The organism is Azospirillaceae bacterium (assembly GCA_028283825.1).
Lineage (GTDB): Bacteria > Pseudomonadota > Alphaproteobacteria > Azospirillales > Azospirillaceae > Nitrospirillum.
In genome coordinates, this window is the sequence record JAPWJW010000003.1 from 1924102 (window position 1) to 1943693 (window position 19592).

The following is a 19592-nucleotide window of genomic DNA, read 5'->3' on the forward strand; positions in this document are numbered from 1 at the left end:
GTTTAGTGCGCGTTCTCTTCGCTCTGGTCATCGCGGGTGGGGCCGGCGCCGTCCCGGTAGGGATCGGCGATGCCCATGTCGGCAAGGATCACCGTTTCAAGCCGTTCCATGGTTTCGGCCTCGGCATCCTCGATGTGATCATAACCCAACAAGTGAAGCACGCCATGGATCACGAGGTGGGTCAAGTGGTTGGCGATGGGTTTGGCCTGTTCGGCGGCCTCCGTCACCAAGGTTTCATACGCCAGGATGATGTCGCCCAGCAGATAGGGCGGGCGTTCCATGCCCTCCGGCAGGTCGAAATCGTCGCCCTCATCCTCGTCATCCCCCTCATCCAGCATGGGGAAGGACAGGACGTTGGTGGGCTTGTCCTTGCCCCGGTACTGGTTGTTCAGCACCTGGACGGCGGCGTTGTCGGACAGCAGCACGGACATCTCGCCCTCGCCTTCCGGCAGGGCGTCGGCATCCACGGCCAGCGCCTGGGCCAGCGCTTGCCGCGCTGCCCGGGTCACCAGTTCCTCGACACCGGGGATGGCGTCCTCCCAATCCCCGGCCTCAACCTCGACAATGATGTCCAAGGCGGTTGTCATTCAAATGTTCCCTCAAGCGCCGGGCGCCGGCGTCCGCCGGCTGGGCTTCCTCAGTTTCCAGTCCACTTCGTTCCCCGGAAACTTCCGGCGGCTGCGGTCGCAGCCTACAGCGGCATGAGCTGGACCGCCCATGCCGCTGGTATTGGTTTCAGCCCTGGTCCGGCATCCGGCGGCGAGAATCGGCGCGGTCGTAAGCCTCGACGATGCGGCCCACCAAGGGATGGCGCACCACGTCGGCGGCGGTGAAATGGATGAAGGCGGCCCCGTCGACGCCGTCCAGCACCTCCACCGCCTCACGCAGGCCGGACTTCACGCCGCCCGGCAGATCGATCTGGCTGAGGTCGCCAGTGATGGCCATGCGGCTGCCCTCGCCCAGGCGGGTCAGGAACATCTTCATCTGCATGGCGGTGGTGTTCTGCGCCTCATCCAGGATGACGAAGGCGTTGGCCAGGGTGCGGCCGCGCATGAAGGCCAGCGGCGCCACCTCGATCTCGCCGGACGCCAGGCGCTTGGCCACCTGTTCGGCCGGCAGCATGTCGTACAGCGCGTCGTACAGCGGGCGCAGGTAGGGATCGACCTTTTCCCGCATGTCGCCGGGCAGGAAGCCCAGCCGTTCGCCCGCCTCCACCGCCGGCCGCGACAGGACGATGCGGTCCACCCGGCCGGTGATCAGCAGGGACACGGCCTGCGCCATGGCCAGATAGGTCTTGCCCGTGCCGGCGGGGCCCAGGCCGAACACCAGCTCATGTTCCGCCAGCGCCTTCAAGTAGGTGGCCTGCGTGGGGGAGCGGGGGCTGATGTCGCGGCGGCGGGTCTTCAGCATGGCCTCGGGCCGGGTGATGGAGGCCAAGGCCCGGCCCCGGCTGTCGGCATCGACACCGGTGGCGATGCGCATGGCGGCGTCCACCTCGGCCGGGCCCACCGGCATGCCGCGCTTCAACCGTTCCCACAGGGCGTCCAGGGCGGCGCGGGCGGCACTGGTGGCATCGTCCGGACCAGTGATGGTCAGGCAGTTGCCGCGGCTGATCAGGCTGACGCCCAGCTGGCGTTCAACCCGGCTGAGATACTGTTCATGTTCGCCGAACAGCAGGGGCAGCAGGCGGTTATCATCGAATTGCAGGTCGATGCGCTGGTCCGATCCGGACGTTGTCGTCACGCCGGCACCTCCCTCAGGTTGGATTGCATGTCGGCGGCGATGGCACCCAAGGCGCCGCCCGGCAGTATATCCGTCTCGGTGGTCACCACCGCGCCGCCCAGGCTGCTGGCGGACGCCGTGGTGATGCGCACCGGCACCACCTGGCCCAGCAACCGGTCGGGCGCCTGGGCGTGGACCGGCTGCATCTGGGGGCCACGGCCCAGCAGTTGGCCCGGCAGCTTGCCGCGCCGGTCGAACAGCACCTCCTGCACCGTGCCCAGGGCAGCGGTGTTGAAGGCCTGCTGCTGTTCGGCCAGCAGGCTCTGCACCATCTCCAGCCGCCCCGACTTGTCGTCCTCGGTCAGGCGGCCTTCCGCCATGGTGGCCGCCGGCGTGCCGGGGCGGGCGCTGTACTTGAAGGAATAGGCACTGGCAAACCCCACGTCGGTGATCAGGCGCAGGGTGGCGGCGAAATCCTCCGCCGTCTCACCGGGGAAACCGACGATGAAATCGCTGCTGAGCGCCAGGCCCGGCCGGGCGGCGCGCAGCCGGTCGACGATGCGGCGGTAGTCGTCGGCCGTGTGCCGGCGGTTCATGGCCGCCAGGATGCGGTCGGACCCGCTTTGCACCGGCAAATGGACGAAGGGCATCAGCTGCGGCACGTCACCGTGGGCGGCGATCAGGTCGTCATCCATGTCGCGCGGGTGCGAGGTAGTGTAGCGGATGCGGGACAAGCCGTCGATTTCCGCCAGTTCGCGGATCAGCCGGCCCAGGCCCCAGGTGCGGCCGTCGGGTCCGTCGCCATGGTAGGCGTTGACGTTCTGGCCCAGCAGGGTGATTTCCACCGTGCCGTTGGCAATCATGCGCCGGACCTCATCCAGGATTTGGCCGGCGGAACGGGAATATTCGGACCCCCGCGTATAGGGCACGACGCAGAAGGTGCAGAACTTGTCGCAGCCTTCCTGCACCGAGACGAAGGCCGAGGCGCCCTGCGGCGTGGCGCCTTCGCCCGGCAGCAGGTCGAATTTGCTTTCGACCGGGAAGTCGGTGTTGATGACGCCGCCGGCGCCGCGCACGGCCCGGGTCACCATCTCCGGCAGCTGGTGATAGGTCTGGGGCCCGAACACCATGTCCACGTGCGGGGCGCGGGCCATGATCTCCGCCCCCTCGGCCTGGGCGACGCACCCGGCCACCGCAATGATCATGCGCTCGCCCTGCGACGCCTTTTCCTGCTGCTGCAGGCGTAGGCGGCCCAGTTCGGAATAGACCTTTTCCGACGCCTTTTCGCGGATGTGGCAGGTGTTGAGGATGACCATGTCGGCCCCCTCCGCCTCTTCCGCCGGTTCATAGCCCAGCGGCGCCAGGACGTCGGCCATGCGGCCGCTGTCATAGACGTTCATCTGGCAGCCATAGGTCTTGATGAACAGCTTCTTACGCGCGGTCGCCACACCCAACTCCTTGGCGGGGCCCGGGATGGCCCCAAACACCGTCTGGAAAACGCGCAGGCCCCTCCGGGGGGCATGCGCGAACACAAAAGGCGCGCCGGCCCAAGGCTGGCGCGCAGGCCCGTAACATTAGGCGGCTACGGGGCATAGTCAAGGTCGGGGGAATCGGAACGTGATCAGGCCGCCCCCGCCGCCTGGGCGGTCTGGGCCGAGGCCTGCAGAGCCGGCCGGGCGGTTGGCGCCGCGCGTGACCAGCGACCGGACACGGCGCGATCGACGCCGGCGGCGACCGTCTGCCAGCAATGGTCGGCCAAGGCCTTGCGTGAACTGAAATCCGCCAGCGACACCACCGGGTGGAATTCCACCCGGATGCGCAGGCGGCCGGTGCCGATCATCTGCCACAGGTGGGGCGGCAGATCCATGTCGCCGTACCAGGCGTACAGCGGCCGCAACTCATGGCCCAGCGGCAGGCCGTCCAGGTGGGTGCACACCACGCTGATGGGCTGCACCGCCACCGGCTGGCCATCCACCTGGGTGTTGGCCACGCTGAACAATGCCGTCTTGAACGGCAGGACGCGGTTGCCGTCGCTGCTGGTGCCTTCGGGGAACAGCACCAGGCTGTCGCCCGCCACCAGGCGTCCGGCCAGGTCGTCGCGCTGCTTGCCGGCCTCGCGCCGGTTGGCGCGGTTGACGAACACCGTGCGCTGCAGCTTGGCCAGCAAACCGAAGAACGGCCACAAGCCCACCTCGGACTTCGCCACGAAGGAGCAGTCGATGAGGGAGCCCAGGACCGGAATGTCGAGGTAGGAGGAATGGTTGGAGACGAACAGCGTCGGGCGGTCCAGCGACGGCCGGCCCACCACCTCCGCATCCAGGCACAGCATCAGCCGGCAGCAGACACGATGATAGAAACGGGGAAAGCGCTCACGGGCCGGCAGGTTCAACCCCAGCAGGGTCGCCTGGATGGGAATGCAGACCAGCGTCCATGCCAGGTACAGCGCCAGGCGCAGGAAGCCCGTGCGGGTCGAGCCCATCGCCATGGAAACCCCTCCTGCCACCGCGGACACCGTGGTCAAGCCATCGGCGTCCCGCGCCGTTCGTAATGGCGAAGATACTTGTCGGTCATCAGGTCGGTCTTCACCACGATGGACACGTCCGTGGTGTTGAACTGGTGATCGACCACGGCGCCATCGCCGACGAAGCCGCCGGCGCGCAGGTAGCCCTTCACCAGCGGCGCCACCTGGGCCAGGGCGCGGCGGGGATCCACCTCATGTTCCGGCAGCATGCGCATGTCGACATAGCGATGCGGCAGCGCCGTGGGGCGCACGATCGCCGGGGCCAGATGGTTGTAGTAGAGGTAGGACAGCGGCAGGGCCAGCGCCTCGGGATCGGTCCCCGGCAGGCTGGCGCAACCGAACAGGATCTTGATGTCGTACACTGCGGTGTAGGCGGCGATGCCGCGCCACAGCAGTTGCATGGCGTTGCGGGACCGATAGGCGGCGTCCACGCAGGACCGGCCCAGTTCCAGGATCTCGCCCCGGTAAGCCTCCAGCCGCGAGATGTCGTATTCGTCGCTGGAGTAGAAGGTGCCGGCTCGGGCAGCGGCGCAGCGGCGGATCAGGCGATAGGTGCCCACCACACCGGCGGCACCGGATCCCCGGGCATGATCGATGACCAGGAGATGGTCGCACAGCCCGTCGAATTCATCGAAGTCGCGGCGCAGGCGCAGCATCTCCGGCGTCGGGGAGGCTTCCATCTCTTCATAGAAGACACGGTAGCGGATGGCCTGCGCGGCCTCGACCTCTGCCTTGGTTTCGGCGAGGCGGACCTCCAGGCTCCCCATACGAAGATCGCCAGAGGTCAGAGCGTCGATCGTGATGTCAGCCATGCTCTCGTTCGCGGTCCTTCAGCGTCGCCATCGGCAGGCGCGATTTGCGTGATGCGGCTTTCCGTTCGCAACCCTTGGCCGCAACCTCAGGGGCCGCAGCGGTGGGGAAACGACCCCCCGGAAAACACGCTTCCGTCATTGGCATACCACAAAGCGACGCGGGGCGGTCAACCAAGTCCTGCAAAGCGGGGCCGCCGGGTCATGAAACATTCACGTACCCTTCCGGGAAGAAATACCCGGAATCGTTTCGTCAAAGCTGTGAAGCTCTTTGAAAACGCAGCCTTTTGGCGGCTTTTGGTACGGGTTGGACCCCAGTTCGTCACGCCGTCCCGCGCGGGACTGGCGAAAAGCCGGCCGAGGTCAAAGCCGGCTATGAATGATACCGGGCGGCGTGCCTGACCGGCGGCCGCCACCCGACATCATGATGTGGGGGCCCACATGATGGACCGCCCCTAAGCTGAAGAGTTACCCTGGAAGGGGATCAAGCGTCGCTGCGGGCGCGCGTACCCAGACCGATTTCCTTGGCCAGGCGGGACCGCTGCTTGGCGTAGTTCGGCGCCACCATGGGATAGTCGGTCGGCAGGGACCACTTCTCGCGGTATTCCTCCGGCGTCATGTTGTAGGCCGTCTTCAGATGGCGCTTCAGCATTTTCAGCTTTTTTCCATCCTCAAGGCACACAATGTATTCAGGCGTGACCGAGCGCTTGATCGGCACGGCGGGTTGCAATTTCTCCGCAACCGGAGGCTGTTCCTGGCCGATGTTGGTCAGGGTCTTGTATACCTGTTCGATCAGCGCCGTCAGGTCGGCCGGTGGCACTGTATTATTGGAGACGTGGGCCGAAACAATTTCAGTGGTTAGGGACAACAACTCACTTGCGACGGTCGGACCGGTCATTTTCCTTACTCCAAGGATGCAGTACCGAACTTGTATAAGTCTAAACCACAGGCATGGCAATAACGTTCAAGTTCATCGTGTGAGGTCTGATTGATAACCGAAGCGGTCACAACCAATCTTTTGGATATAACGGCCCATGTTTGCCCTATTACCTTTGTTCGATCGAAGCTGGCCGTTGAAAAGCTGAAGCCGGGGGAAACGCTGGAAATTCGCCTCAACAGCGGTGAGCCGCTTGAGAACGTGCCGAGATCACTGCGGGAGCATGGTTATACAGTGGCGCTGTGCGGGCCGGAGCACGCGGATATGCCGGAAGGCGTACATCGTATACGTGTAACCCGCTAGAATCCGTGCACAAAAATCGGAATCTGTCCGGATAGCGGCCCGTCAGACCGAAGCGGCGGCGCCCAGGGTCCGGCGCAGCAGCAAGGCGGCCACCGGCTGTCCGCCCAGATGATAGTAATTCGCCCGCCGGCCCACGGGTTCGAAGCCCGTGGCCGCGTATAGACGGCGGGCCGGCGTGTTCGTCTCCGCCACTTCCAAATAAAGCGCCTCGGCACCGGCCTGGGCCGAGGCGGCGGCACAGGCCGCCACCAGGGCAGCACCCACCCCCTGCCCCCGCGCCGCCGGCAAGGTGCCGATGGTAAGGATTTCCGCCTCGTCCACCACCGTGCGGATCAGGGCCATGCCCAGGGGCCGTCCCTCACCGTCCGGTTCATCCCCGGCCAGGGCGATGAGGGCGGCCACGCCGCTGAGCGCCATGAGGTCGGCGATGGCCTGGGCCGACCAGGCGGGTCCGGCCAGGTTGGGGTCGGCGAAGCACAGGGCATGCACCGCCGCCAGCACCTCGACCTCGAAGGGCGTCGCCGGCCGGATGCGCGGGGTCATGGCGTGCCTTGGCTGACGGCCGCGGCCGGCGCCACCGTCACGTCGGGTGCCCGGATGTAGAGGGGGTTGGCGGCATTGGCATCGAAATCCGCCGGCGTGGCCAGCGCCGCCAGGCGCGCCACGGCCAGCGCCGGGCCGGCGGGGTCGATCCCGGTCACAGCATGATCACAGCCGGCGGCGACCAGCACGGCCCCGGCGGCCAGGGCGGCATCGCCCAGCACCAGCGGGGCCGGCGCCAGGCGACCGGCATGGGCGGCCAGGTCGGCCGGCAGCACCGCCGCCGGTTCGGACAGGGGACGGCCGGCAGCGTCGAAGGCCTGCAGGTAGAAATCCTCACGCCGGCTGTCGATGGCGACCAGGAGGGGACGCCCGGCCGGTACCGCCGTGCCCTGACCCAGCCCATGCACGGCGGCGTGGGCGAAGGCGGTCAGGCCGGTGACGCCCAGCAACGGCCGGGATGAGGCCAGCGCCAGCCCACGCGCCGCCGCCAGGCCCACACGCAAGCCGGTGAAGGCGCCGGGGCCGATGGTGACGCCGTAGCGGTCGATGGCGTCATAGTCCACCCCGGCCTCGGCCAGCACCTCCGCCACCAGGGGCAGCAGGCGTTCAGCCTGGCCGCGGGCCAGCGCCTCCCCCCGGAAGGCCAGGGACGATGACCGGCCATCGGGTTCCACCGCCCATAGGGCCACGGCGCAGACACTGGTGGCCGTGTCGATGCCCAGGGCGACGATACGACCCGTCCCGCTGTTGCCCGTGTTAGACATGACGATCCTTCGGTGTCCCTGGAAGAAGCAGCGCGGAGACCCATGTCACCAGACCATCCCGGGCCCGACCTGAGCGGCCGTTTCGTGACTATCGCGCCCGAAACCGGCTTCGATGTCGATCTCGACCTTCGCTATGCCACGGCGGACAATCTGACGGGAAGCCCCCTGTACGCCCGGCCGACATGCCTGCTGCATCCGCAGGCGGCGAGCTGCCTGCGCCGGGCGGTGGATCGCGCCCGAATGCTGGGCCTACGCCTGAAGGTGTTCGACGCCTATCGTCCACCCCAGGCCCAGGCATTGCTGTGGCGCACCCTGCCCGACCCGGTGTTCATCGCCGACCCCCGGCTGGGGTCCAATCACACCCGGGGCGTGGCCGTCGACCTGACGCTGATGGATGGGAGCGGTCTGGAGTTGGACATGGGCACGGGCTTCGACGACATGTCGCCCCAAGCCTACCATGCCGACCTCACCGTGCCGGCGGCAGCCCAGCGTAACCGCGCCCTGCTGCTGGGCCTGATGGCCGCGGCGGGCTGGCGGCATTACGAAGCGGAATGGTGGCATTACCAGTTGCCCGACGCCCATCGCTACCCGCTGGTGGACGATGGGGCGCTGGGGCCGCCGCTGATGGGGCCCTGACAGGATCAGCTGGCGCGCTTCACCTGCACCACCACCTGTTCCGGCTCGTCATGCAGGACCGCCTGGTCGAAGTCGCGCAGGCTGTTGCTGCGGATCAGCGACTTCAGCGACTTCACATAGACCGGGCCCAGTTCGGAATAACGGTCCAGCGTCGTCAGCAGCAGCATGGTGTCCAGCGGCTTGCCCTGCTTGCGCAGGCTGGCGCGGGTGGCGCGGAACTGGGCGTAGGCGTCGTGGGTGTTCAGGTTCTGCATGTAGACCCGCACGCATTCCAGCAGATCCTCGAACTTGCGGAAGCGGGAGGTGTCGCCCGGATGGCGGTTGCGGGGGGTGATGCCCTCCTTCTCCTCTTCCGACCAGGTCAGCTGGCCGAACAGGGCGTTGCCGTGCAGGGCGAAACGCGAGGTGCCCCAGCCACTTTCCTCGGCCGCCTGGGCCAGCGCCATGGACACCGGCACCGCGTCCACGCGGCGCAGCAGCGCATCCATGTCGATCTTGCGGGTGGGGTCCATGCCGTAGCGGCCAGCCAGCCGGGCCAGCCAGACCTGGTCCAGCGGCGACAGGGCGGCCCCCGCCTGCGGCGGCACGGCGGCCTGGGCATCGGGGGCGGTGGAACCTTCCGGCGCCAGAGCGGGTTTCACTTCGGAACCGGACGTGACCGCCTTGGCCGGGGACACGATCAGGGCGGCGGGCACGATGGCGCCGGCCTTCACGCCGTCCGCCTTCGCCAGCGTGGCCCGGGCGGCGTCATCGGCCGGGGGGGCGGCCGGAACGGGTGCCGCATGGCCCTTCACACTGTCGCGCAGCGCCACCAGCCGGGCGCGGTCGCGCTCGATCTCCTCATTCACCAGCAGCACCAGGGGCAGCATGGTGTTGACGAAGACCTGCTTGCGGTCATCCACGCTGTCCATGGCGCCCAGGTCGCGGGGCAGGCCGGCCAGCACGATGCGGGGGACGGCGCGTTCGCCGGAACGCACGTCGTCCAGGGTGAAATTCTTTTCCTTGAACAGGGCCAGCAGGCTTTGCGCGTCCAGCTTGGGCTGGGGGGCTGCGGGGGTCTGGACCTGGGCCACGGCCTGCGGGACCGGGCGCTTCACGGGAATGAGATAGGCGGTCGGGGCCAGAAGCGTTCCGCCTCCGGATGCCAGCTCAGCGAGGGTCAACGGGATAACCGCAAAAACCATCACGAGCACGGTACCAATAGCCAGCCAGCGCTGCGCGGGAAACCCCGCAGTGTCGACCTTCGCCATTAATGAATGCTCCGAACAGTTACCGAGGTACGTCCAGACGCCGTGCCCTTCGGTCGCGTCCCGTCAGGGACATAGGGCGACCGGGGTAAGCGTCCATGGGACGTCTGTGCTGCCGGAAGTCAAATCCGGGATAATCCGTTCAGCCATGCCCAATGGGCCCGCCACTATGTGGGCCATTCTCCAGGCCGGCATGGCATCTGGAATACTTGGGTTACACCGGTGGGAGGACATATTGCTGTCGGTCCCAAGCGGGGTAGGTGTCGCCCACCAAAACATCCTCCCCCGTTTTTATGGGGGGCGGGCGACCGGGATACTAACGGGCCGCGCGGACTTCGACAACCTCGGGAATGTAATACCGAAGCATGTTTTCAATACCGGACTTCAACGTGGCCGTGGAACTGGGGCAACCGGCACAGGAACCCTTCATGTGCAGATAGACCACGCCCTTTTCAAAACCGTGGAAGGTGATGTCGCCACCATCCTGTGCCACGGCCGGACGCACGCGGGTGTCCAGCAATTCTTTGATCTGGGCGACGATCTCTGCATCCTCGCCCTCACCTGCACTATGGCCGTCCTCGGCCTCATCCAGCAGGACGGGGCGTTCTGCGGCGAAATGTTCCATGATCCGCCCCAGGATCTGGGGCTTCAGCGTGAACCAATCCTGGTTACCACCCTTGGTGATGGTGACGAAATCACCACCCAGGAACACCCGCTCCACCCCATCGACGTCGAACAGCGCCTGCGCCAGGGGCGACCGTTCGGCGGCCCCCTTGTCGGCGAAGTCCGCCGTTCCCCGCGCCAACACCTCACGACCCGGAATGAACTTCAACGTGGCCGGGTTCGGGGTGTCTTCGGTCTGGATGAACATTTACGAAAACCCTGAAAGATCACACGAAAATACGGATGCAAAATACGGCAGCGCGCCCTGTGTGCATCGGCATTTAAGCTAAAATGCGGCGGCGCATCGCCAATATCAAGGCAGTAACGGACAGGGCCGACCTGCGCGACCACGCGCCGCAACTGGCACCAGCGTCCAAAAGCCTGAAAAAGCGGCGGCGTGACTGTGATTTTCGACACACCCACGTCGCGAGAACCATGCGGCGTTACCGCTGGCGCTTAAGGGATATGTATTAAGTGATAGCGTCCAATTGCAGGTCGTTCAGGGAGCCTGGCACGATGGTGATGGGAATGCGCAACGTGCCCGACATCCTGCCCACGATATAGGTGATCAGGGGGCCGGGGCCGGCGGTGTCCGTGCCGGCCGCCAGCACCAGGATGGAGATGGACGGTTCCTCCGCGATCAGGGCCAGCAGTTCATCCCGCGTGTCGCCTTCGCGCAGGTAGATCGCCGGGGGGGAGCCGCAGATATCCACCACGTCGCGGGCCAGGCGCTGCAACAACTGCTCCGCCTCCTCCCGCCGTTCCTGGCGCATCAGGTCCTCCACCGCCGCCCAGTGCTGGAAATCGCCCGGCTCTATGGTGTGCAGCAGGGCGACGCGGCCGCCGGTGCGGCGTGCGCGGCGCGCGGCGTAATGCAGCGCGACGGCCATCTCCTCCGTCTCGTCCACCACCACCAGGAAGATGCGCTCGTGGCCCGCGTCCCCCCCGGCGGCGGGGTCTTGCGGGGGGGCGTCGTGATCGGCATCGGACATGGCATGCACCCCTCTCCGTCGGGCCGGGCCCCCGTGGGCCGGCTCAGTTCTTGCGGAACAGCGTACCGGCCAGCCAGCCGGCGCCCACCGCCAACAACACGCCCAGCAGGCCGTAGACCAGGCCATCGCGCTGGGCGAAATCATAGATGTCGGCGGAAAAGCCGATCTTGCTGACCGCCAGGGGCGTGGTCTGGGCCCCCACCACATCCTGGTCGCGGATGAGGAAGACGCTGACGGTGTAAAGCCCGGTCGGCACATTGGCCGGAAAATAGATGGAGGTGCGGAACAGCCGCTGGCCCAGGAACGCCACCTCGCCCACCTCGGTGCCGTACAGGCCCTCGCGTTGCTTGTTGCGGATCAGGGCCGAGCGGAATTCCGCCACCGTGGCGGCATCGGCGTCCACGCGCGGCAGCATGCGCACATGATCAAGCCCGATTTCGTGGCGCTGGGCAACCGCTGGCGGCAACAGCGTGTCCAGCGGCTTGCTGGCCGCCACCTCATAAAAGCCCGGGACGTGGGAGAATTTCAGCGTCTCATTGTTCATCCAGATGCCGGCCATCCGGTCCTTGCGCCGCACGGCCAGCGCCGTCTCCGGCCCCTCGATCACCACCGCCACGTCGCCCGGCTGGTCGATGGCGCCGAACAGCACCACGTCGGTGCCGGTGAAGCCGGTGGTGATGGCGATCAGGTGGCTGGACAGGTCGGCCACCAGCGTCTGCGCCTGGGCCGGGGACCAAAGCGCCAGCATTGCCAGCAACACCATCGAAAAGAGATGCCGGGATCTCATTTCAGGGCGGTCACGGCGATGGAATAAAGGTCGTCCGGCGTCAGCACCAGGTCGACCGCCAGCTTGACCGCCACGCCCAGCACAGTCAGCGCCAGCAGGGCGCGGGCCTGTTCGCCCTTGAGGTGGCCGCTGGCGCGCGAGCCGAACTGCGCCCCGATGACGCCGCCCACCAGCAGCATGAGGGCCAGCAGGATATCGACCGTGTGGTTGGTGGCGGCCTGCAAAATGGCGGCGACGCCGGTGGTGAGGATGATCTGGAGAAGTGAGGTGCCAGCCACCAGGGTGGTGGGCATGCCCAGGATGTAGATCATGGCCGGCACCAGCAGGAAGCCGCCGCCGATGCCCATGATGGCGACCAGCACCCCGCCGATGAAACCGATGCCCACCGGCAGCAGCACGCTGATGTACAGGCGCGAGCGGGGAAACCGCATCTTGAACGGCAGGCCGTGCAGCCAGTTGTGGTGGTGCAGCTTGCCCCGGCTGACCGCGCCCTTGCGCCGGCCGCGGAACAGGGCCCGCACACTTTCCAGCAGCATCAGGCCGCTGATGCCACCCAGGAAGATGACGTAGGTGAGGGAGATGACCAGGTCGATATGGCCCAGGCGCTGCAGCATGCCGAACAGCATGACGCCCAGCACGGTGCCCACCAGGCCGCCGGCCTGCATCACCAAGCCCAGCTTCACATCCACGTTGCGCTTGCGCCAATGATACATGACGCCGGAGACGCCGGCCCCCACCAGCTGGTTGGCCTGGGTGCCCACCGCCACCGCCGGCGGCACGCCGATGAAGATCAGCAGCGGCGTCATCAGGAAACCGCCGCCCACGCCAAACAGGCCCGACAGGAACCCCACCATGGCCCCCAGGCCCAGGACCCAGAAGACGTTGACCGACATTTCGGCGATCGGCAGGTAGATCTGCATGGGGACCCTTAAGGCGTGTCCCGATATCCTATCTCTTTTTAAGTGTTCCCTCAAACGCCGGGCGGGCGCATCCGCGCCCTTGGCTTCCTCGATTTCCAGTCCGCCTTCGGCTCCCCGGAAATCTGCGGCGGCCCCGGTCGGGGCCTACGGCGGCATGAGAGGGGACTCATGCCGCCGATTTGGAAGCGCATCAAGGCCGCAGCAGGCCGACGATGTCCTTGACCTCGGCCATGGTCTTGGCCGCGATCTCGTTGGCCTTGTCGGCGCCGTTACGCAGGATGCGGTCCAGTTCCGTGGGCTCGGCCAACAACTGGTTCATCTTTTCGGTCATGGGCGACAGCTTGGCCACCGCCAGGTCGCACAAATCGGCTTTGAAGGCGGAGAAGTTGGCGCCGGCGTGGCGGGACAGGGCGTCCTGCTTGCTGATGTTTTCCAGCGCCGCGTAGATCGTCACCAGGTTGTCGGCCTCGGGCCGCTTGGCCAGTTCCTCGGCGGTGTCCGGCAGGGGCTCCGGATCGGTCTTGGCCTTGCGGATCTTCAGGGCGATGGCGTCGGCGTCATCGGTCAGGTTGATGCGGCTGTAGTCGGACTCGTCCGACTTGCTCATCTTCTTGGTGCCGTCGCGCAAGCTCATCACCCGTGTCGCCTCACCCAGGATCATGGGTTCCGGCAGGGGGAAGTATTCCTGGTCGTAGAAGCGATTGAAGGCGCCGCCGATATCGCGGGCCAGTTCCAGATGCTGCTTCTGGTCCTCGCCCACCGGCACGTGGGTCGCCTTGTACAGCAGGATGTCGGCCGCCATCAGCACGGGATAGGCGTAGAGGCCCAGCACCGCGTTGTCCTTGTGCTTGCCCGCCTTCTCCTTGAACTGGGTCATCCGGTTCAGCCAGCCCATGGGGGTGTGGCAGGAGAAAATCCACGACAGCTCGGCATGGCCGGACACGGCGGACTGGTTGTAGATCAGGTTGCGTTCCGGATCGACGCCGGCGGCGATGTAGGCCGCGGCCACGGCGCGGATGTTCTTCTTCAGCGTCGGCGCATCCTGCGGCAGGGTCAGGGCGTGCAGGTCCACGACGCAGAAGATGCACTCATACTGTTCCTGCAAGGCCACCCAATTCCGTAACGCGCCCAGGTAGTTGCCAAGATGAAGCAGGCGGGTCGGCTGCATGCCGGAAAAGATGCGGTTCATGAGGGTAGCCTTGGGAAAGGGAATGTAAAACCGGGATGCGAAGGTAGGGCCCCCGCCCCGCCCCGGTCAAGCCGGCCCGACGGTGACCCTTATTTGCGCCGGCGGCGGATCCGGGCCAGGAAGTCGGTCACCACCACGCCGCGCACAGCCACCACCGCCACGCCGTAGGCCGCCAGGCCGGCCGCGACCAGGCCCGCCAGCGCCGGCACCCGCACCCAGACCGCCCCCTCGAAATAGGGGTCCAGGACATGGGCCAGGGGCAGCAGGCAGGCGGCCATGATCACGCTGGCCAGCAGGATGCGAGGTGCCCGGACCATCAGCTGGCGGTCCAGCCGCAGCCAGCCCCGGCGAGCGAGCGAGAGGGACAGCAGGGTGATGTTGCCCCAGGCGGTGATGGTGCTGGCCAGCGCGATGCCGACATGGCCCAGCGGGGTGTAGAGCGCCAGCACCGTGGCCAGCGCCATGTTGCCCACCAGCGTGGCGATGGCGATGCGCATGGGCGTGCGCGTGTCCTGGTGGGCGAAATAGATGGCGGTCAGCACCTTGGACGCCACATAGGCCGGGATGCCCGGCGCGTAGACCGCCAGGGCCAGCGCGGTCTGGTGCGCCTCCGCCAGACCAAACCGACCGCCGTGGAACAGCGCCTTGTAGATCGGTTCCGGCACCAGGCCCAGGGCGAAGGCCGCGGGCAGCGCCAGGATCAGGCCGAATTCGATGCCGCGGCTGACATGGTGGTCGATGGCGTCCCGTTCCCCGGCCTGAACATGGCGCGACAGGGTGGGCAGCAGGGCTGTGCCGATGGCGATGCCGATCACCCCCAGCGGCAGCTGGTTCAGGCGGTCGGCATAATAAAGGTAGGAGATGGACCCCGACGGCAGCAGCGAGGCCACATGCGTGCCGATGATCAGGTTGATCTGGATGACGCTGGCGCTGATGGCGCCCGGCACCATCTGGCGGAACAGGCGGCGCAGATCCGGCGTCAGGCGCGGCCAGGTGATGCGCAGATGCACCCCCGCCCGGTGGCAGGAATAGGCCAGCCAGACCATCTGCACCATGCCGGAAATCGTCAGGCCCCAGGCCTGGCCCAGATTGGCCTCCAGCCGCAGCCAGGCGGTACAGCCCAGCGCCGCGATCATGCAGATGTTGAAGGCGATGGGGGCGGCCGCCCCCGGGCCGAAGCGGCCCAGCGCATTCAGCACGCCGGTCTGAAGCGCCGTGATGGAAATGAAGACCAGGTAGGGAAAGGTGATGCGGCCCAGTTCCACCAGCCGGCCGAATTCTGTGGGCCGGTCGGCGTAACCACTGGCCAGGCCCAGCATCACCCAGGGCATGGCGATCATCACCAGGGCGGTGATGGGCAGCAGCACCATGACCATGAAGGACAAGGCCTGGTCGGCGAATTCATCGGCCGGCCCCCGTCCCCGCGCCTTCAGGTCGGCGGCGTACATGGGCACGAAACTGACGGTGAACGCCCCTTCCGCGAACATGGAGCGGAAGTAGTTGGGCAGCCGCTGGGCGACGATGAAGATGTCCGCCGCCACGCCGGCACCCAGCACCCAGGCGGTCAGCAGATCGCGGACGAAGCCGCCGACACGGGAGATGAGGGTGAGGCCGCCCACGGTGGCGGTAGCGCGCGCGAAGCTCATAGGGCCAGCGCATTATCGGAAAATGCGGAACCACGCCAGCCCCGATAGGCGGGGCGCCACTTTGTCACCATGTCAGGCGCATTCCACCGGCAGCGACCACCTCACTCGGCCGCGGCGGCGGTGGAGCGGCGGCGCACCGGCTTGGCCTTGGGCTCCACCGGCAAGGCATCGCCCGCCGGATCGTTCGACGGGTCGGCCAGCACGGCCAGCAGTTCCTTGCGGATCTGGGTCAGCTTGGCCTCATGCGCCACCTTCAGGCCGAAGATGTCCTTCACATAGAACACGTCGACGGCGGCGTTGCCGTAGGTGGAGATCTTGGCCGAGGCGATCTGCAGGTTCAGGGCCGTCAGCGCCCGGGTCAAATCGTACAGCAGGCCCGGCCGGTCGCGGCCGTTGACCTCGATCACCGTGTAGCCGGCGCTGGCCTTGTTATCGACCAGCACGCGCGGCGGCACCCGGAACACCCGGGTGCGCGACGGCAGCGGCGAGGTGCGCTTGGCCAGTTCCGGCGCCAGCTTGACATCACCCGCCAGCGCCTTTTCCACCGACGCCTTCAGCCGTGACAGCCGGTCGCCGGCATCGAACCGGCCGCCGGCGGGACCGGCCCCTTGCAGGGAGAACACGTCCAGCGCCATGCCGTTGGTCATGGTGGTGATGCGGGCATCGACGATGTCGGCACCGGCCAGCGCCATGGCGCCCGCCAGGCGGGAGAACAGGCCGGCATGGTCGGCGGTGTAGATCGTCACCTCCGTCACCGACCGGCCGGTGTCGAAACGGGTGTCGATGGTCAGCGGCGCCTGGCGCGCCTCCGCGTCATGGATCAGGCGGGCGTGCTGCGCCAGGGTGGGCGGATCGAAGGCCAGCCAGTAGTTAGGGTAACCCAGCGCCAGATGGTGATCCAGGTCGGCGTCCGTCCAGTCCGGCAACTGCGCGCGCACGGCGGCCTGGGCATTGGCGATGCGCCGTTCGCGCCCGTCGGAGCCGACGACGCCGCCGGACATCATCTCTTCCGACCGCCAATACAATTGCCGCAGCAGCGTGGCCTTCCAATTGTTCCAGCGGCCGGGGCCGACGGCGCGGATGTCGGCCACGGTGAGGACCAGCAGCAGCTTCAGCCGTTCGGGCGACTTCACCACGTCGATGAAGTCGCGGATGGTCTTCTCGTCATCCAGATCGCGCTTGAAGGCGACGATGGACATGGTCAGGTGTTCGCGCACCAGCCAGGCCACCGTTTCCGTCTCTTCCTCCGTCATGCCCAGGCGGGGGCACAGCTTCTCCGCCACCTTGGCGCCCAGGGTGGAATGGTCACCGCCCCGGCCCTTGGCCACGTCGTGCAGCAGCAGGGCCACCGACAGCGCGCGTTTGGAACTGATGGTGTGGATGACCTCGCACGCCAGCGGCACCTCGTCCTTCAGGGTGCCTTTGTCGATGTCGTGCAGGATGCCCATGGCGAACAGCGTGTGCTCGTCCACCGTGAACATATGGTACATGTCGTACTGCATCTGGGCCACGACCCGGCCGAAGTCGGGCAGGAACCGGCCCAGCACCCCGGCCTCATTCATGCGGCGCAACGTGACCTCGGGATCCTTGCGCGAGCCCAGGATTTCCAGGAACAGCCGGTTGGCCTCGGGATCGTTGCGCACCTTGGCGCCCAGCGACGACAGCGAGCGCGCCAACGCCCGCAAGGCCTTGGGATGGATGTCCAGATTGTGCCACTGCGCCACGCGGAACAGGCGCACCATGTCCACCGGCTGATCCCGGAAATGGCGGTCGTCGCGGATGCTGAGGCGGCCGTTGTCGATGACGAAGCCTTCCAACTCACTGGGCTTCAGGCGCCGCAGGAAGGCGAAGCGGGGCGGCCGCTGGCTTTCCTGTTCCAGGGTGGCGCAGATGATGCGGGTCAGGTCGCCCACGTCCTTGGCCATCAGGAAGTAATGCTTCATGAAGCGTTCGACGTCGCTGGTCCCGGCATGGTCGGTGTAGCCCAAGCGGCGGGCCATCTCACCCTGCACGTCGAAGGTCAGGCGGTCTTCGCCCCGGCCGGTCAGGTAGTGCAGGTGGCAGCGGCAGGTCCACAGGAAGTTCTGCGCCTTGGCGAAGCGCTGCGCCTCTTCCGCCAGCAGCACGCCGTTGGCCACCAGATCCTTCACCTTATCGACCTGGTAGACGTACTTGGCGATCCAGAACAGGGTCTGCAGGTCGCGCAGGCCGCCCTTTCCCTCCTTCACGTTGGGTTCCAGCACATAGCGGCTGTCGCAGAACTTCAGGTGGCGGCTGTCGCGTTCGGCCAGCTTGGCCTCAATGAAGGCGGGGCCGGTGTTGGCCACCACGTCCTTGGCGAAGCGTTTGCGGAATTCGGTGAACAGCTTGGCATCGCCATAAAGGAAGCGCGCCTCCAGCAGGCTGGTGCGGATGGTGATGTCGGCCAGGGCCTGGCGCACGCACTCATCCACCGAGCGTACGGCGTGGCCGACCTTCAGCCCCAGATCCCACAGGATGTAGAGGACGTATTCCACCACCTGCTCGATGCGCGGCGTGCGCTTGTAGGGCAGCAGGAACAGCAGGTCGACGTCGGAAAAGGGCGCCATTTCCTTGCGGCCATAGCCACCGGTGGCGACCACGGCGAACTGGTCGCCCCGGGTCAGGCCGGCGGTGGGGAAGACGCGGTGGAGGGCGAAGTCGGCCAGCGAGACGACGATGGCGTCGGTCAGGGCCGTGGCCTCACGCAGGCAGACCTCACCCCGGCCGCCATTTTCCAGCCGCCGGCGGATCAGGGCGCGGCCCTGGTCCAGCGTCTCACGCAGCAGGGCCAGGATACCGGTGCGCAGCGCCTCGGGCCGCAAATCACCATCAGCCAAATTCGCCAGGCGGGTGGTCAGCATGTCCGCCGTCGGCAGGGTCTCAAGCAAGGCGGCAGCTTCCTCAGGCATTGATTGACCGGCCGGGGTGGACGACTTGGAACGGGTGATGACGGACATGGCGCGACGGGTCTCTGGCAAGGCCCGGGCCGGCGAACCGTCCGGGTGGGCAACATCCAGGGCAAGAGGCGACGTCGGGGCACCGGCACCGCGGCCCCCCTGACGGACCGGGAGTATGGCACAAACTTTGTCCCACGCATCAATCCAAGCGCGCGCCGGCAGCCGCCCTAACCGTTTTCCCCCCGAATGCCCGCCGATATGTCCCATGGCCGCCCCCCGGATGTTTTTGTTCCTATCTCCCAGGCCTTACGCTGAACGGATCCCCCGGCTGCCCGGCCGGGGTTCCCCCTAATCGCCCGCCGGATCCCCCGCCCCTTGCGGCACCAGGCCGCGCACGCGGGGCAGCAGCGACAGACGCCGGGCGTTGGCCGACGCGGTGCGGTGAATGGGTTCCAGGCCCAGGCCGCCCAGGCGGTTGGTGGCGCGGGTGAAGCGGGTGAAGGCGCCGGTGGCGGCGCGCAGCGTGCTGGCGGCCAGCCGGCGTTCGGCCTTCACCCAGTCGCCGGGATGCCAGGATGACCAGGCGGCGCGGGCGAATTCACCCAGCGCGTCCACCTGGTTGTCGCGCCAGCGCCACCAGGCGTCCTGGAAGGCACGCAGGCCGCCGACCAGGGCCAAGGCTGAATCCGCGAAGGCCTCGACCTTCTCACGGCCCATGCGTTCGAATTCGGGATTGGTGCCCAGCGCCACCGGATCGCCACCGGTCTGGGCCAGCAGGCCCAGCCGCGCGTTGATGGTGTGGGCGGAGGCGAAGGCCATCTCGTGCACGCGGGCGGCCACGCGATCCAGTTCCACCTGGGCCCGCTTCAGATCCATGGCGTCGGTCGCGCCGGGTGGCGTGCCCGGGATGACCATGCCGATGCGGCCCTTTCCGGACCGCTTCACAGGCCGCCGGGCGGGCGGGTAAGGGACATGCCGGTGGGGCAATTGTTAAC

The 19592-nt window shown here is 67.1% G+C and carries 19 protein-coding genes; 2 read left to right on the plus strand and 17 right to left on the minus strand.

The window, feature by feature from the left end:
- Positions 1–2 precede the first annotated feature (2 nt).
- The 6 genes from ybeY to PW843_20715 all read right to left on the minus strand — a co-directional run bounded on the left by ybeY (position 3) and on the right by PW843_20715 (position 5950).
- A complete protein-coding gene (gene ybeY / locus PW843_20690; protein ID MDE1148992.1) occupies positions 3–587 on the minus strand; it encodes an rRNA maturation RNase YbeY in 585 nt (194 codons plus the stop codon).
- A gap of 148 nt (positions 588–735) precedes the next feature.
- Entirely contained in the window at positions 736–1743 is a 1008-nt protein-coding gene (locus PW843_20695; GenBank protein MDE1148993.1) for a PhoH family protein, read from the minus strand.
- Positions 1740–3170 (minus strand): tRNA (N6-isopentenyl adenosine(37)-C2)-methylthiotransferase MiaB, encoded by a 1431-nt coding sequence (gene miaB / locus PW843_20700; protein MDE1148994.1) that lies wholly within the window; start codon positions 3168–3170, stop codon positions 1740–1742. The genes PW843_20695 and miaB overlap by 4 nt, the downstream gene beginning before the upstream one ends.
- 173 nt (positions 3171–3343) lie before the next feature.
- Positions 3344–4207, minus strand: coding sequence for a lysophospholipid acyltransferase family protein (locus PW843_20705; GenBank protein MDE1148995.1), 864 nt, complete (start codon positions 4205–4207; stop codon positions 3344–3346).
- Positions 4208–4239: 32 nt separating this feature from the next.
- Positions 4240–5055 carry a GNAT family N-acetyltransferase gene (locus PW843_20710; GenBank protein MDE1148996.1) on the minus strand — a complete coding sequence of 272 codons (816 nt, stop codon included), beginning with the start codon at positions 5053–5055 and terminating at the stop codon, positions 4240–4242.
- A gap of 481 nt (positions 5056–5536) precedes the next feature.
- On the minus strand, positions 5537–5950 hold the full coding sequence (locus tag PW843_20715; GenBank protein MDE1148997.1) for a MucR family transcriptional regulator: 414 nt from the start codon (positions 5948–5950) through the stop codon (positions 5537–5539).
- A gap of 120 nt (positions 5951–6070) precedes the next feature.
- Here PW843_20715 and PW843_20720 point away from each other — a divergent pair, with 120 nt between their 5' ends.
- Positions 6071–6292: a sulfurtransferase TusA family protein gene (locus PW843_20720; GenBank protein MDE1148998.1), complete on the plus strand. Its 222-nt coding sequence runs from the start codon at positions 6071–6073 to the stop codon at positions 6290–6292.
- A 42-nt stretch (positions 6293–6334) separates the two neighbouring features.
- Here PW843_20720 and PW843_20725 read toward each other — a convergent pair whose 3' ends face one another.
- Complete coding sequence (locus PW843_20725) at positions 6335–6835, minus strand: GNAT family N-acetyltransferase (GenBank protein ID MDE1148999.1); 501 nt, start codon at positions 6833–6835, stop codon at positions 6335–6337.
- Positions 6832–7599: a tRNA (adenosine(37)-N6)-threonylcarbamoyltransferase complex dimerization subunit type 1 TsaB gene (gene tsaB, locus PW843_20730; GenBank protein MDE1149000.1), complete on the minus strand. Its 768-nt coding sequence runs from the start codon at positions 7597–7599 to the stop codon at positions 6832–6834. Before tsaB ends, PW843_20725 begins: the two co-directional genes overlap by 4 nt.
- 84 nt (positions 7600–7683) lie before the next feature.
- Between tsaB and ddpX the strand changes: the two genes are divergently transcribed.
- Complete coding sequence (gene ddpX / locus PW843_20735) at positions 7684–8235, plus strand: D-alanyl-D-alanine dipeptidase (protein MDE1149001.1); 552 nt, start codon at positions 7684–7686, stop codon at positions 8233–8235.
- Positions 8236–8240: 5 nt separating this feature from the next.
- Here the strand turns inward: ddpX and PW843_20740 are convergent, their stop codons facing one another.
- The 9 genes from PW843_20740 to PW843_20780 all read right to left on the minus strand — a co-directional run bounded on the left by PW843_20740 (position 8241) and on the right by PW843_20780 (position 19542).
- On the minus strand, positions 8241–9398 hold the full coding sequence (locus PW843_20740; GenBank protein MDE1149002.1) for a glucosaminidase domain-containing protein: 1158 nt from the start codon (positions 9396–9398) through the stop codon (positions 8241–8243).
- A 400-nt stretch (positions 9399–9798) separates the two neighbouring features.
- On the minus strand, positions 9799–10353 hold the full coding sequence (locus tag PW843_20745; GenBank protein ID MDE1149003.1) for a NifU family protein: 555 nt from the start codon (positions 10351–10353) through the stop codon (positions 9799–9801).
- Between the two features lie 262 nt (positions 10354–10615).
- Positions 10616–11137 carry a universal stress protein gene (locus PW843_20750; protein MDE1149004.1) on the minus strand — a complete coding sequence of 174 codons (522 nt, stop codon included), beginning with the start codon at positions 11135–11137 and terminating at the stop codon, positions 10616–10618.
- Between the two features lie 43 nt (positions 11138–11180).
- A complete protein-coding gene (locus PW843_20755; protein ID MDE1149005.1) occupies positions 11181–11900 on the minus strand; it encodes a TIGR02186 family protein in 720 nt (239 codons plus the stop codon).
- Between the two features lie 20 nt (positions 11901–11920).
- On the minus strand, positions 11921–12844 hold the full coding sequence (locus PW843_20760; protein MDE1149006.1) for a sulfite exporter TauE/SafE family protein: 924 nt from the start codon (positions 12842–12844) through the stop codon (positions 11921–11923).
- A gap of 190 nt (positions 12845–13034) precedes the next feature.
- Entirely contained in the window at positions 13035–14033 is a 999-nt protein-coding gene (trpS, locus tag PW843_20765; GenBank protein MDE1149007.1) for a tryptophan--tRNA ligase, read from the minus strand.
- Between the two features lie 89 nt (positions 14034–14122).
- A complete protein-coding gene (murJ, locus tag PW843_20770; protein ID MDE1149008.1) occupies positions 14123–15679 on the minus strand; it encodes a murein biosynthesis integral membrane protein MurJ in 1557 nt (518 codons plus the stop codon).
- A gap of 101 nt (positions 15680–15780) precedes the next feature.
- Positions 15781–18657, minus strand: a complete 2877-nt coding sequence (locus tag PW843_20775; protein ID MDE1149009.1) for a [protein-PII] uridylyltransferase — start codon at positions 18655–18657, stop codon at positions 15781–15783.
- A gap of 288 nt (positions 18658–18945) precedes the next feature.
- On the minus strand, positions 18946–19542 hold the full coding sequence (locus tag PW843_20780) for a hypothetical protein (protein ID MDE1149010.1): 597 nt from the start codon (positions 19540–19542) through the stop codon (positions 18946–18948).
- Between the last annotated feature and the right edge of the window lie 50 nt (positions 19543–19592).

What these genes read in the sequence shown, in the direction of transcription:
- ybeY (MDE1148992.1), bottom strand. Translation starts at nt 587, where the DNA reads ATGACAACCGCCTTGGACATCATTGTCGAGGTTGAGGCCGGGGATTGG.
- PW843_20705 (MDE1148995.1), bottom strand. Translation starts at nt 4,207, where the DNA reads ATGGCGATGGGCTCGACCCGCACGGGCTTCCTGCGCCTGGCGCTGTAC.
- PW843_20710 (MDE1148996.1), bottom strand. Translation starts at nt 5,055, where the DNA reads ATGGCTGACATCACGATCGACGCTCTGACCTCTGGCGATCTTCGTATG.
- PW843_20715 (MDE1148997.1), bottom strand. Translation starts at nt 5,950, where the DNA reads ATGACCGGTCCGACCGTCGCAAGTGAGTTGTTGTCCCTAACCACTGAA.
- PW843_20725 (MDE1148999.1), bottom strand. Translation starts at nt 6,835, where the DNA reads ATGACCCCGCGCATCCGGCCGGCGACGCCCTTCGAGGTCGAGGTGCTG.
- tsaB (MDE1149000.1), bottom strand. Translation starts at nt 7,599, where the DNA reads ATGTCTAACACGGGCAACAGCGGGACGGGTCGTATCGTCGCCCTGGGC.
- PW843_20745 (MDE1149003.1), bottom strand. Translation starts at nt 10,353, where the DNA reads ATGTTCATCCAGACCGAAGACACCCCGAACCCGGCCACGTTGAAGTTC.
- PW843_20750 (MDE1149004.1), bottom strand. Translation starts at nt 11,137, where the DNA reads ATGTCCGATGCCGATCACGACGCCCCCCCGCAAGACCCCGCCGCCGGG.
- PW843_20755 (MDE1149005.1), bottom strand. Translation starts at nt 11,900, where the DNA reads ATGGTGTTGCTGGCAATGCTGGCGCTTTGGTCCCCGGCCCAGGCGCAG.
- PW843_20760 (MDE1149006.1), bottom strand. Translation starts at nt 12,844, where the DNA reads ATGCAGATCTACCTGCCGATCGCCGAAATGTCGGTCAACGTCTTCTGG.
- trpS (MDE1149007.1), bottom strand. Translation starts at nt 14,033, where the DNA reads ATGAACCGCATCTTTTCCGGCATGCAGCCGACCCGCCTGCTTCATCTT.
- murJ (MDE1149008.1), bottom strand. Translation starts at nt 15,679, where the DNA reads ATGAGCTTCGCGCGCGCTACCGCCACCGTGGGCGGCCTCACCCTCATC.
- PW843_20775 (MDE1149009.1), bottom strand. Translation starts at nt 18,657, where the DNA reads ATGTCCGTCATCACCCGTTCCAAGTCGTCCACCCCGGCCGGTCAATCA.